7 protein-coding genes are annotated in these 13,347 nt (G+C 74.0%); 5 read left to right on the plus strand and 2 right to left on the minus strand.

Annotation, left to right across the window (positions count from 1 at the left end; all coding sequences use genetic code 11):
• The first annotated feature begins 8 nt into the window (after positions 1-8).
• Positions 9-2,915 carry a CDP-glycerol glycerophosphotransferase family protein gene (locus QSK26_RS13300; RefSeq protein ID WP_285775396.1) on the plus strand — a complete coding sequence of 969 codons (2,907 nt, stop codon included), beginning with the start codon at positions 9-11 and terminating at the stop codon, positions 2,913-2,915.
• Positions 2,916-2,936: 21 nt separating this feature from the next.
• Here the strand turns inward: QSK26_RS13300 and QSK26_RS13305 are convergent, their stop codons facing one another.
• The gene (locus QSK26_RS13305) at positions 2,937-3,587 is read right to left on the minus strand and encodes a putative glycolipid-binding domain-containing protein (RefSeq protein WP_285775397.1); all 651 of its coding nucleotides are present in this window, start codon (positions 3,585-3,587) and stop codon (positions 2,937-2,939) included.
• An 83-nt stretch (positions 3,588-3,670) separates the two neighbouring features.
• On the opposite strand from QSK26_RS13305, the gene QSK26_RS13310 reads away from it, so the two are divergent.
• Both QSK26_RS13310 and QSK26_RS13315 read left to right on the plus strand, forming a co-directional pair.
• Positions 3,671-4,237, plus strand: coding sequence for a CGNR zinc finger domain-containing protein (locus tag QSK26_RS13310; protein WP_285775398.1), 567 nt, complete (start codon positions 3,671-3,673; stop codon positions 4,235-4,237).
• A 122-nt stretch (positions 4,238-4,359) separates the two neighbouring features.
• On the plus strand, positions 4,360-5,283 hold the full coding sequence (locus QSK26_RS13315; protein ID WP_285775399.1) for an aldo/keto reductase: 924 nt from the start codon (positions 4,360-4,362) through the stop codon (positions 5,281-5,283).
• 384 nt (positions 5,284-5,667) lie between these two features.
• Here QSK26_RS13315 and QSK26_RS13320 read toward each other — a convergent pair whose 3' ends face one another.
• A complete protein-coding gene (locus QSK26_RS13320) occupies positions 5,668-6,075 on the minus strand; it encodes a TetR-like C-terminal domain-containing protein (RefSeq protein WP_285775400.1) in 408 nt (135 codons plus the stop codon).
• A 236-nt stretch (positions 6,076-6,311) separates the two neighbouring features.
• On the opposite strand from QSK26_RS13320, the gene QSK26_RS13325 reads away from it, so the two are divergent.
• Together QSK26_RS13325 and QSK26_RS13330 are read left to right on the plus strand one after the other, a co-directional pair.
• Entirely contained in the window at positions 6,312-9,728 is a 3,417-nt protein-coding gene (locus QSK26_RS13325) for an ATP-dependent helicase (RefSeq protein WP_285775401.1), read from the plus strand.
• Between the two features lie 26 nt (positions 9,729-9,754).
• Positions 9,755-13,222, plus strand: coding sequence for an ATP-dependent helicase (locus QSK26_RS13330; protein WP_285775488.1), 3,468 nt, complete (start codon positions 9,755-9,757; stop codon positions 13,220-13,222).
• Positions 13,223-13,347 lie beyond the last annotated feature (125 nt).

Genomic DNA, 13,347 nt, shown 5'->3' on the forward strand with positions numbered 1-13,347 from the left:
CCTCTCCCATGGCCACCGGCGCCATCCCGGAGCGCCCGAGCGGCGACTTTCTCAGCGACCGCCTGCGTGCCGTCGCGGACCTCTGCGAGCGAGGGGAACCTCTTGACGACGTCATGGCGCTCGTCAGGGCCGAGGGTCTGACCCCGGCCGATCGCCACACGTTGGACGCCGAGGTGCTGGGCGGGCCGCTGGGGTCCCGCTTCGACACGGCGGTCAAGCGAGGCCCGGCCCGCCGACGCGAGATGCTCTCCCATCTCATCCCTTATCTGCGTTCCGTCGACCCGCGGGTCAAGCGCGAGCTTCCCGTGGCCAGGCGCCTCGCCTACCACCTCGTCGAGACCCGTGACGAGGCCGAGCTCATCGACGGTGACGCGCTGGAGAAGGTCGTGCTGGCCGCGGCCGAGCCCTCCAAGCGGGTGCGCAAGGGGCTGCGCTGGTACGCCGACCTGCCCTTCCGCGGCGAGCTGCCGGAGGACCTCTACCGGCTGCGCCGCGCCGACCTGGTGCCGGTCACCCAGATCGACGACATCTCCTGGCAGGACGGCAGGCTGCGGATCACCGGCCACGCCTATCTCGCCGGCCTGTCGGTCCGGCGGCGCAGGTTCAACCGGGCCACCGTGGTGCTGCGCGGCCCGCGTTATCTGCCCCCGGTCCGGCTGCGCACCCGGCGGGTGCTCCGGCCGGAGGCCACGCACGGCGCGCGCGAGCCGGGGTGCAACTACGACTGGTCCGGGTTCGAGGCCGAGCTGCGGCCATGGGCGCTGCGCTGGCGCGCCGGGCTGCGGGCCATGGTCCGGGGCATGAAGCGCCTGCTGCGCCGCCGTCCCACCGTCAAGGACACCAGCACCTGGCGTGCCGACATCGTGATCTGGAGCCGCAGGGCCCGCGCGGTCGGCCTGCTGCGCGGCCCGGTCGTGGGCAGGACCGAGCGGCCGGGCGGCCTGGAGGTGAAGCCGCGCTGGTGGGTGCGCCCGGTGTGGACGTCCGACCGCGCGCTGCAGATCGTGCTGCAGCCCAACCGCGCCGAGCTGACCGGCGTCCGCCACCAGGGCGACCGGCTGGAGCTGACGGTCTTCCTGCCCGGCAGGGGGGTGTCCAAGGGGCACGCCCGGCTGGGGGGTCACCGCATGGCGGCCGACTTCACGCCGGTGGAGGGCGGCACCGAGGTCGTGGTCGCGCTGACCACGCACGCGCTGCTCGCCGAGAAGGACGGCAGGCGGCTGTGGGTCGAGCCCAAGGGCGACCCGGCGGCCACCGTCATGCTCGGCGGCGCGCAGGAGAGCCGCGCCCTGGTGGACGACAGGGAGATCACGGTCCTCGCCGACCGGCGCGACCGCCTGGTCATCTCCGCCCACCGCATCCGGCCGGTGATCAGCTCCGTGACCTGGGGCGACGACGGCGTGGTCACGCTCAGGGGCGACTACGCGGAGCCGGGCGACGACGAGCGCGCCTTCACCCTGCGGCACCGCACCGGGCTGACCTACCTCGTGCCGATGGAGCGCTCGGGATCGTCCTTCACCGCCCGCTTCGCGCCGGGCGCCATGCCCAGGTACGGCGCGGCCGTGCCGCTGGCGACCGGGACGTGGAGCATGTCGGTCCGGCACCCCGCGGGCGAGATCGTGCCGGTGCGCTTCGACCACGCCCTGCTGGCCTCGCTGGACGAGGGCGAGCACGTCAGGGACGGCCGGGAGTACCAGCTCGTGGCCACCCGCTTCGACGTGCCGATGCTGGTGGTCGACGAGGCCAAGCCCGACGACGAGAAGGGCGCGGCCGGCCTCTACGGCCTCCAGCGCGCGTTCTACCCGGCCCAGCGGAGCGAGACGTTGCGTGAGGCGACGGTCTACGTCGCGGGCGACGGCAGGCAGTACGAGGGCAACGCGCGCGCGATCTACGAGGAGCGGCTGCGCAGGGGCGACGACGGCCAGCACATCTGGGTGGTCAAGGACGGCGCCTTCGTCCCGCCCGGTCCCGCCGAGCTGGGACTGGGATCCGGCCCGGCGCCGACCGTGGTCCGGGCGGGCAGCAGGCAGCACTACGAGGTGCTCGCCCGCTCCCGGTACGTCGTGGCCGACGCCTTCCTGCCCGCGTGGTTCCGCGCCCGTGAGGACCAGACCGTGGTGCAGACGTGGCACGGCACCCCGGTGAAGAAGGTCGGCAACGACCTGGCGCACATGTCCCGTGACCCGAGGCCGCCGAGCTGGCACCGCCAGGCGGCCGAGGTGCGCGGCTGGGACCTGCTGGTCTCGCAGAGTTCGTGGGCCACGCCGGTGCTGCGCCGGGCCTTCGGCTACCAGGGCGAGATCCTGGAGTCCGGCCAGCCGCGCAACGACGTGCTGTCCGCGCCCGAGCGGGAGGAGCTGGCCGCCCGGGTGCGCCGCCGCCTGGGCCTGCCCGAGGGCGCCAAGGTGGTGCTGTACGCGCCGACCTACCGCGACTTCGACCGGAAGAACAGCCGGGTCAAGCTCAACCTCGCCCAGGCGAGGAAGCAGCTGGGCAAGGACCACCAGTTGCTGGTGCGGTTCCACTCGATGCAGGCCACACCGGTGGTCCCGGCCGACGGCTTCGCCCACGATGTCACGACTTATCCGGATATGGCGGATCTGTTGTTGATCGCGGACGTGCTGATCACGGACTACTCGTCGGTGATGTTCGACTTCGCGGTCACCGGCCGGCCGATCGTGCTCTTCGCCCACGACCTGGACCGCTACTCCGCCAAGCGCGGCATCTATCTCGACCTGGACGCCCAGGCGCCCGGCCCGGTGCTGAACACCTCGGCGGAGGTCCTCGACGCGGTCCGCAGGATCGACGCCGTCACCGCGGAGCACCGCGACCGGTACGACCTCTTCCGCAGCACCTTCATCCCGCGGGACGACGGCAAGGCCACCACCCGGGTCGTCGACCACGTGTTCAAGTAAGCCCCCTTCCCGGCGGCCGGCTCACCGACCGGCCGCCGGTTCCGTTTCCCGGTGGGCGGGGCCGCCGGTCGTGCGGTGGCCGATGCCGGGGTAGTCGGCGACGAGGCCGTCCCGGTCGAAGCGGATGGTTGCGGTGAAGTCGCCGGAGACGAAGCCGATCAGCGCGCCGCCGTCCGGGGTCGCCGTCCCGGCGGTGTAGCGCTGGGGTGACGCGTGCACGGTCAGGCCGGGCACCGACACCCACGCGGCGGTGATGGCGGCGGTGGCCCGCTCGCCGCGCCGGGCCGCGTCCAGCAGGCCGTGCCGGAGCACCGGCATGGTGTTGGTGAGCGGGCACAGGGCGAGGTCGCAGTCCGTGGCGCCGCGCAGCCAGGCCGGATCGTGCAGATCGCCGGGGATGTCCACCCCTTGCCCGTCGGCCTTGCCGTACCAGGAGCCGCCGGGGTCGCGGCGCAGCAGCAGGGAGCGCCACCAGCCCGCGCCGGTCGCGCGCACCGCGAGGTGGCGGGTGATCCAGCCCGGTCCGGTCTCCAGCTCGTAGGTCAGCACGTAGTCGCCGGTGACGCTGCTGCCGCGGGCGGTCAGGGCGTCGTCGCCGAGCGACACGGACACCGCCTCCAGGCGGTCGGGGTCCACGCCGAACCAGGACGGCAGCCGCTCTCGACTCGTCACGACGATCCTCCTTTGTTAACTTGCTAAACGCTTAGCAGGTTAACCAGGCTTCTTGTAACCGGTCAACGGTTATGCTGGTGAACATGTCCAGTGACGGTACGGCGCCCGGCGGCCTGGAAGTGGTCAGGGCGTTCCTCAACACCTGGGAGATTCCCAACGACACCCGTGTGCCGGTGGACCGCCTCGACGCGCTCGCCGCGGTCCCCGCCCGCTGGGAGGAGGCGCTGCCCGGCCTGCCCGCGCCCGCGCCGGAGTCGGTCGACGACCTGCGCCGGCTGCGCGCCGGCCTGCGCGAGCAGCTCGGCCGCACGCACCCGGCCGGGCTCGCCGCCCACCTCGACCGGCACCCCCTCGTCGTCACCCTGGGCGCGGCCCCGCCCGAGCCGCCCGTACGGCTCCGCCCCGCGACGCCCGGCACCGCCGGGGTGCTGCTCGCGCACGCCGTCGGCGCGATCGGCGACGGCCTGTGGCACCGCCTCAAGGCGTGCCCGGACTGCCGCTGGGTCTTCTACGACACCACCCGCAACGCCGGCCGCGTCTGGTGCGCCATGACCGCGGACGGCCCCGGCCGCCGTGGCTGCGGCGCCATCGCCAAAACCCGCGCCCACCGCGCCCGCGCCCGCGCGGCCCACTGGGAGGCCACCTCCTGAACCCGCCCGCGCGGCTCACTGGGACGCCACCCCCTGAACCGCCCGCGAGGTCCGTCGGGACGCGGTCGGCCGGTGGTGCGCGTGGCGGGGAATAAGCAGTGCCACGTCATGTTGCATGGGTCATGAGCAATACTGCGCCCCTCGGCTCCCTCCAGGTGAGCCGTCTCTCGCTCGGTGGCAACGTCTTCGGCTGGACCGCCGACGCCGACACCTCCGTCCAGATCCTGGACGCCTACCTGGCCGGCGGCGGCAACTTCGTCGACACGGCCGACCTGTACGCCGGCGGCCAGTCGGAGACGATCATCGGAGACTGGGTCGCGTCCCGCGGCAACCGGGACGACGTGGTCATCGCGAGCAAGGTCGGCCACCAGCGGAACGCCGTGCACCAGGGGCTGGCCCCCGCGACCATCCGGGCCGCCACGGACGAGTCCCTGCGCCGCCTGCGTACCGACCACATCGACCTGCTCTACACCCATATGGACGACGAGTCGGTCGAGGTGGGCGAGATCATCACCACCCTGGACGAGCTGGTCCAGGCGGGCAAGGTTCGCGAGATCGGCGCGTCCAACATCTCGCCGGCCCGCCTCGAAGCCTCGCTCGCCTTCTCCGAGGCCGAGGGCAAGGCCCGTTATGTCGCCCTCCAGCCGCACTACAACCTGGTCTCCCGGGACACCTACGAGGGCGAGCTGCAGGACGTCGCCGCGAAGTGGAACCTCGGCGTCGCGCCGTACTTCGCGCTCGCCATGGGCTTCCTGACCGGCAAGTACCGGCCGGGCGCGACGGTCGACTCCCCGCGCGCGGACCGGGCGAGCCAGTACCTGGGAACCGAGCGCGGCACGCGGGTGCTCGCCGCCCTGGAGCAGGTCGCCGCGGCGCACGGCGTCGCGCCGGCCTCCGTCGCGCTGGCCTGGCTCGACTCCCGCCCGCAGGTCGTCGCCCCGATCGCCAGCGCCCGCAACCTGGAGCAGCTCCAGCCGCTGCTGGCCGCGCTCGACCTGACCCTCACCGCAGCCGAACTCGCCGAGCTGACCGCCGCCTCCGAGTGACGCCCCCGGCGTCCGGTGTGTCGTGGCGCGGCGCCCTTTCCGGTGCGGTGGCGCGGCACACCTGGGCCGCCGGTCAGCCGCGTGCCTCGGTCCAGGCGGGGCTCTGCACGAAGTGGTTGTCGTAGAGGTCCTGGGAGTCGAGAAGCTCCTGGAGGGTGGCCTCGCCCTTATGATCTCGGCGTCCGCCGCGCGGATGACGGCCGCCGGCGGCGGGGTGTGGATGCTCAATGACATGGTGTCCTCCGTTATGTGATGGTCTCCGCACCGTGACGTCGTACGCCGGGGCGGTCGTACAGCGCGGTTTCTGGGCGTACGGCGGGGCCGTTTGCCGTATGGCGGGGCCTGCCGGGGGGCGGACCGGACGGGTTCGGTGTGCGGGTGTGGTCAGGGGGTCGCGCCGTCGAGGGCGGTGGCGACGAGGCGTTCGGCGTAGTCGCGGCCGACCGGTTGGCCGGTGATCAGCACGCGGTGGTAGAGGGCGCCGGCGAGCTGGTCGAGGAGCACGCCGGAGTCGAGGTCGGGGCGGAGGTCGCCGCGCTCCCTGGCGCGGTCGATCAGCGCGCGGGCGAGCGCGTTACGCCGGGCGTGGACCAGGCGCTCCAGCTCGCCGATGTCGTCGTGCCGGGCCGCCGCGGCGACCAGCTCGGCCACGGTGCCGGCCGACGGGCCGTCCTCGCCCGGCGGCCTGCCCGCCGACCGCATCCGGTTGAGCCCGGCGGCGATCTTCTCCATGTAGTCGGTCAGGTCGCGCCGGATGTCCCCGGTGTCGGTGATGGCGTCGTCGTCCTGCATCCGGGCCACCACCGCGATGGCGATGGAGGAGTGTGCGGCGTGTCGGGGGGTGGGGAGATCCGGGACTCGATAGCGTGACGTTTTCGCTCGTGGTACCGATGTCTGCCTTGTTGGCCGTCCACAGCACCGGTCAACTCGGCACGATCTCCCCTTGTGGTCTGATGGAATGCTGAGTTGTGAGTGGTCAGACCTGGCGATTGGTGCGTCGTGGCACACCGGGGCCCATCGCGGCTCCCGTGCTCGACGAGCATCAGCGTGCCGTGGTGGAGCATGAGAGCGGGCCGTTGCTGGTCCTGGCCGGTCCCGGCACGGGCAAGACGACCACGATCGTGGAGAGCGTCGTCGACCGGGTCGACCGGCGCGGGCTGGATCCCGAGCGGGTCCTCGTGCTCACCTTCAGCCGCAAGGCGGCGGGCGAGCTGCGCGAGCGCATCACCGGCCGGATGCGCCGCACCACCCGCACCCCGCTCGCCCTGACCTTCCACAGCTACGCCAACGCGCTGCTCCGCCGGGAGGCCGTGCTGGCCGGTGACCCGCCGCCGCGGCTGCTCACCGGTCCGGAGCAACTGCTCGAGGTCCGCCGCCTGCTGCACGGCGAGCTGGAGGACGGCGCGGTCGCCTGGCCCTCCGACCTGCGCGAGGCGCTGAAGACCCGCGGGTTCGCCGAGGAGCTGCGCGACTTCCTGTCCAGGGCCGCCGAGCGCGGTCTCGACGACGAGGGCCTGATCGAGCTGGGCCGGCTGCACCGGCGTCCCGACTGGACCGCGGCGGGCCGCTTCCTGCGCCGTTACCAGGATCGCTTCGACCTCGATCCGGTGCCCTCGCTCGACTACGCCGAGCTGATCCGCGCCGCCGCCGGCCTGCTCACCGACGGCGAGGTGCGCGCCCGTGAGCGGGCCGCCTACGACGTCGTCTTCGTCGACGAATACCAGGACACCGATCCGGCCCAGGAGTTCCTGCTGAGCCAGCTCGCCGGGGACGGCCGTGACCTGATCGCGGTGGGCGACCCCGACCAGTCCATCTACGGCTTCCGCGGCGCCGACGTCGGCGGCATCGTCGGCTTCCCCGAGCGCTTCCGCACCCGCGACGGCCGTGAGGCGCCGGTGGTCGCGCTCCAGGTCTGCCGCCGGATGGCCCCCGAGGTCCTCACCGCCTCCCGCCGGATCACCGAGCGGCTGCCCGCCGCCCCCCTGCCCAGCGCGGGCGACGGCGGCGGCAGAGGGCACCGGGACCTCCTGGCCCTGGACGACGCGGCGCCCGGCGAGGTCAGGGTGCTCCTCGCCGACAGCGCCAGCCAGGAGGCGGCGGTGGTGGCCGACACGCTGCGCAGGGCGCACCTGCTCGACGGGGTGCCCTGGGCGCGGATGGCGGTGCTGGTCCGCTCGGCGGCCCGGCAGCTCCCTTTGCTGCGCAGGGCGCTGACCACGGCGGGCGTGCCGGTGATGGTGGCGAGCGACGAGGTCCCGCTGGCGGCCGAGCCGGGCGTGCGGCCGTTCATCACGCTGCTCAGGATGGCGCTGCACCCGGCCGATCTGGACGAGGCGGTCACCGAGGAGCTGCTGACCGGCCCGCTCGGCGGCACCGACATGATCGGCGTCCGCCGGCTCCGCCGCGCCCTCCGCATCGCGGACAACGCCGCCTTCCCCATCACCGCCTCGCCGTCCGGGGAAGGGGATGGGAGCGACGCCCCGCCGTACCGGGAAGGGGGCGGCGCGGCGCCGTATGAGGGACAAGACGGCGCGGTGTCGTACGAGGGACGGGACGGCTCGGCGTCGTACGAGGGACGGGACGGGAGGGGGCCGTCCGGCGAGGAGGCGGCGTCGTACGCGGAGGGGGGCGGTGCGGAGGCCGGTGCGGCGTCGCGTGGGGGAGAGGGCGGCGGGGGAGAGGACGGCGAGCGGGCGGGCGCGGCGGATGTGGGGGAGGAGAGCGACGGGGAGCGGCGGCGGGCGGGAGAGCTGCTGGTCGCGGCGGTGCGGAATCCGGGGGAACTCGCCGGGGTCGAGCCGGAGCATGTCGCCGCGCCCGCCCGGCGGCTGGGCAGGCTGCTCGGCGTGGCCCGGAAGGCGATCGCGGCTGGCGGCAGCGCGGAGGACGTGCTGTGGGCGGTGTGGGAGGCCAGCGGGCTCGCCCAGCGGTGGAGCGAGGCGAGCGTGTCCGGCGGGGCCAGGGGCGCCCAGGCCGACCGTGACCTCGATGCGGTGGTGGCGCTGTTCGACCACGCGGCCCGGTTCGTGGACCGGCTGCCCAAGGCCGGCCCCGAGGTGTTCCTCGAAGACCTGGCCTCCCAGGAGATCGCCGGCGACACCCTGGCCGAGCACGCGCCCGAGGGCGACGCCGTGCGCATCCTGACCGCCCATCGCGCCAAGGGCCTGGAGTGGGAGGTCGTCGTCGTGGCGGGCGTCCAGGAGGGCATCTGGCCCGACCTGCGGCTGCGCGGCTCCATGCTCGGCGTGGAGGACATGGTCGAGCTGACCCGCGGCTCGGAGCTGGCGGCGGCGGACGCCGCAGCGGCCGCGCTGACCTCCAAGCTGCTCGCCGAGGAGCGCCGCCTGTTCTATGTGGCGGCGACCAGGGCGAAGCGGCGGCTCGTGGTCACCGCGGTCGGCGGCGAGGACACCGACGAGCGGCCCTCGCGGTTCCTCAACGAGCTGCTCCCCGGCGCGGTCGAGGAGGCGGGGGCGCTGGATCGGGCGCGCTGGCTGAGCATGTCCGCGCTCGTCGCCGACCTGCGCCAGGCGGTGTGCGACGCGGGCCGCCCGGAGCCGATGCGGATGCGGGCCGCCCGGCACCTCGCCCGGCTGGCCGAGGCCGGTGTGCCCGGCGCGCACCCCGACGAGTGGTACGGCCTGACCCCGATCTCCGACGACCGCCCGCTCGGCTGGCCCGACGACATCGTGCGCGTCTCCCCGTCCGCCGTGGAGAGCTTCACCAAGTGCGGCCTGCGCTGGCTGCTGGAGACGTCGGTCGGGGCGGGCACCACCAGCGGCGCCCAGGGCCTCGGCAACGTCATCCACGCCCTCGCCGTGATCGCCGCCTCCGGCATGCCCGGCGAGGAGACCCTCGCCAAGCGCCTCGACGACGTCTGGCACGAGCTCGACTTCGGCGGCGTCTGGTACAACCGCAAGCAGCGGGTGATCGCCGAGCAGATGCTGGGCAAGTTCGTCCGCTGGCAGGAGGGCAACGGGCGGGAGCTGGTCGCGACGGAGGAGGCGTTCACCGTCTCCCTCGGCGAAGGCGTGCAGATCACCGGGCGGGTCGACCGGGTGGAGCGCGACGAGCGGGGCCGTGCCGTGATCATCGACATCAAGACGGGCTCCGCCAAGCCCGCCGACACCGATCTCGACCGGCACCCTCAGCTCGGCGTCTACCAGCTCGCCGCGCTGCTCGGCGCGTTCCGCCGCCACGAGCTGGCCGAGCCGGGCGGCGCGGCGCTGGTCCAGGTGGGCAAGGCGGCGGGCAAGGACGCCAAGGAGCAGTCCCAGCGACCGCTCGGCGACGACGAGAAACCCGGCTGGGCGCGTGACATGGTGGACACCGTCGCGCTCGGCATGTCCGGCCCCTTCTTCCAGGCCACGGTGAACGACGGCTGCCGCACCTGCGCGGCCCGCGGCAACTGCCCGGTCAACGACGACGGGGGGCAGGTGTGCTGAGCGGGGAGGACGGGGCGCGGCCGGGAGTGCTCGGCGCGGTCGAGCTGGCCGAGCGGCTGGGGATCCTGCCGCCGACGCCGGAGCAGGCCGCCGTCATCGAGGCGCCGCTCGAACCCGTGGTCGTGATGGCCGGCGCGGGGTCGGGCAAGAGCGAGACGATGGCCGGGCGGGTGGTGTGGCTGGTGGCGAACGGGCTGGTGCGCCCGGAGCGGGTGCTCGGCCTGACCTTCACCCGCAAGGCCGCCTCCGAGCTGGCCGCCCGGGTCCGCAAGCGTCTCGCCGGGCTGGCCGAGGCCGGGCTGGTCCCCGCCGAGCAGCTCGACGAGGAGCCCACGGTCTCCACCTACCACGCGTACGCCGCGCGGCTGGTCACCGACCACGCCCTGCGCGAGGCGCTGGAGCCGACCATGCGCCTGGTGCCGCCGGCGGTGAGCTGGCAGCTCGCGAGCAGGGTCGTCAGCCTCTACGACGGGCCGATGGAACAGGTCGAGTGGGGGCCGGCGACGGTGACCAGGGCCGTGCTGGAGCTGGCCGGGGAGATGTCGGAGCACCTGGCGGACGCCGCCGGCGTGCGCCGCGCGGGCACGTGGCTCGCCGACCGCCTCGCTGAGCTGAAGGGCCGCACGACGCTCGCCCAGCGCAAACCGGTCGCGACCCAGCTCGTCCGGGAGCAGCTGCTCCCCCTGGTGGAGGCGTACGGCAGGCTGAAGCGGTCCAGGGAGGTCATCGACTACGGCGACCAGATGGCGCTGGCCGCCCGGATCGCGGCCAACCACGCCGAGGTGGGCGCGATCGAGCGCGGCCGGTTCTCCGTGGTGCTGCTCGACGAATACCAGGACACCAGCCACGCCCAGCTCGTCCTGCTGCGTTCCCTCTTCGCCGGGGGGCATCCGGTGACCGCCGTGGGCGACCCGTGCCAGTCGATCTACGGCTGGCGTGGCGCGTCGGCGGGCAACCTCACCAGGTTCCCCCGCGACTTCCCCGTGGCGGGGGGCGAGCCGGCCCCGGTGCGGCAGCTCTCGGTCAGCTTCCGCAACGGCGACCGGGTGCTCGACGTCGCGGCCAGGGTGCAGCTTCCGCTGCGGATGGAGGCGCGCGAGGTGCCGGTGCTGGTGCCCGGCAAGAACCGGGTGGACCGCGGCCGGGTGCTGTGCGCCTTCCACCCGACCGCGCAGCACGAGGCCGACTGGGTGGCCGAGCAGGTGGTGCGCCTGCTGGGCGAGGAGACCGCGCCGGACGGGCTGCCGTGGGGCGAGGGCGAGCGGGACAGGGCCAAGCCCAGCGCGTGGGGCGGGCCGCAGTCGCTGCAACCGGCGGATGTCGCGATCCTGGCCCGCAAGCGGTCGCAGTTCCCCGCGCTGCGCAAGGCGCTGGAGGAGCGCGGCGTGCCGGTCGAGGTGGTGGGCCTCGGCGGTCTGCTCACCGTGCCCGAGGTGGCCGACGTCGTGGCGACCCTGCGGGTGCTCTACGACCCCACGGCGGGTGACGCGCTGGTCCGGCTGCTCGGCGGGCCGCGCTGGCGGATCGGTCCCGCCGACCTGAAGGTGCTCGGCGACCTGGCACGCGAGCTCAACCGGGAGACGCGCGGCGGGTCCAGGGCGCAGGAGGACCCGCTGGACCAGGTCGTCTCGGACCTGGCCGAGGAGCGGGGCAGCCTGGTGGACGCGCTGGACGAGCTGCCCGACAGGCCGGAGTGGCTGGAGCCGTTCTCCCCGCTCGCCCGGATCCGGCTGGTCGCGCTGGCGCAGGAGCTGCGCGTGCTGCGCGCGCACGCCGGGCAGCCGCTGCCCGACCTGATCACCGAGGTGGAGCGGCGGAGCGGCCTCGACGTGGAGGTGGCCGCCCAGCCCGGCGCGGGCGGCGCGTTCGCCGCGCGGGCCGACCTGGACGCGTTCCTCGACGCCGCCGCGAGGTTCGCCGGTGACGCGGAGGATCCGACGCTGGGCGCGTTCCTCGCCTATCTCAAGGCGGCCGACGAGGAGGAGAAGGGGCTCGACGCCGGGCGGGTCGGCGAGAGCAACAGCGTCAAGCTGATGACGATCCACGCCTCCAAGGGGCTGGAATGGCCGGTCGTGGTGGTGCCCGGCATGTCGCAGCTGCGTACCAAGGCGGGCGCCCTGGCCACCGGGACCATCTTCCCCGCCAAACCGGTCACCGCCCCCCGGTGGACCGAGAATCCGCGCAAGCTGCCCTACCCGCTGCGCGGCGACGCCCGTGACCTGCCCCGGCTCACCGGGCTGTCCAAGGAGGAGCTCGCCGACTTCGACGAGCAGTGCCGCGAGCGCGACCTGATGGAGGAGCGCCGCCTCGCCTATGTCGCCGTCACCCGGGCGCACTACCTGCTGATCGCCTCCGGTTACCGGTGGGGCGGGGCGGCCAAGCCGCTGGAGCCGTCCGACTTCCTGCTGGAGATCCGGGACACCTGCGGGCGGGTGGCGCACTGGACGGGGGAGCGGGAGGAGGGCGAGACCAACCCGCTGCTCGCCGAGCCCGCCGAGGCCACCTGGCCGGTCACCCCCGAGGGCCCCACGTACGAGGCGGTGCTGGACGGCGCGCGCATGATCGAGGCCATCCTCGCCGAGCCTCTCCCCGACGACGAGGCCGAGCCCGCCACACCGACCGACGCGTCGGCCGATCACGCGCCGACCGGGCGTGCGGAAGACGGGCAGGTGGAGGCCGGTCACGCGCCGACCGGGCGCGCGGAGGACGGGTGGGTGGAGGACCGTGTGGTTTCCGGTGGGGAGGCGGCCGATCGGCGGGGGGCGCGGGACCGGGAGCGGATGGCGGCCTGGGAGCGGGACATCGAGCTGCTGCTCCGGGAGCGCGACCAGGATCGGCGGCGGCCCGGCACGCTGGTCGAGCTGCCCGGTTACCTCACCGTGTCCTCGCTGGTCACCCTGGCGGCCGACGCCAAGGAGCTGGCCAGGCGGATCCGGCGTCCGGTGCCGGCCAAGCCCGCGCCGCTGGCCCGCCGGGGCACCGCGTTCCACCGCTGGCTGGAGGAGCGCTGGGGGCAGCAGCGGCTGATCGACGACTTCGAGCTGCCGGGCGCCTCCGACGACCTGGCCGATGCCGACGTGCAACTGTCGGAGCTCCAGGACCGGTTCGAGGAGAGCGAGTGGGCCGGGCGGGAGCCGGTGGACCTGGAGGTGCCGTTCGAGACGATGATCGGCGACCGGCTGGTGCGCGGCCGGATGGACGCGGTGTTCCGCGCCCCCGACGGGCGGTTCGAGGTGGTCGACTGGAAGACCGGCGAGCCGCCGCGCGGCAAGGCGGCGGACGCGGCGGCCGTGCAGCTCGCCGCCTACCGGCTCGCCTGGTCGGAGTTGTCGCTGGTGCCGCTGGACCAGGTGCGCGCGGCCTTCCACTACGTCCGGGCCAACCAGACGGTCCGCCCGGTCGACCTGCTGGACGGGGCCGGCCTGGTCGCCCTCATCGAGTCGGTTCCCGTCCTCGGCGGCTTCGCGCCCCCCCAAGGGGACAAGTCGGAATGATCCATTAACTTCCTGTAAACTTCACGATCTTCGCAGGGTGGTGCGAAGCTCTTGAGTAAAATCCGGCAGGATCATTGCCCTGTTTCAACATCGCCGCAACCGGGTGCGGAGTTAGGTGCGAGGCT

Origin of the sequence: Microtetraspora sp. NBRC 13810 (assembly GCF_030268685.1) — a bacterium.
Lineage (GTDB): Bacteria > Actinomycetota > Actinomycetes > Streptosporangiales > Streptosporangiaceae > BSRQ01.

Coding starts and splice junctions, on each gene's coding strand:
- QSK26_RS13300 (WP_285775396.1), top strand. CDS start 9: ATGGCCACCGGCGCCATCCCGGAGCGCCCGAGCGGCGACTTTCTCAGC.
- QSK26_RS13310 (WP_285775398.1), top strand. CDS start 3,671: ATGTCCAGTGACGGTACGGCGCCCGGCGGCCTGGAAGTGGTCAGGGCG.
- QSK26_RS13315 (WP_285775399.1), top strand. CDS start 4,360: ATGAGCAATACTGCGCCCCTCGGCTCCCTCCAGGTGAGCCGTCTCTCG.
- QSK26_RS13320 (WP_285775400.1), bottom strand. CDS start 6,075: ATGCAGGACGACGACGCCATCACCGACACCGGGGACATCCGGCGCGAC.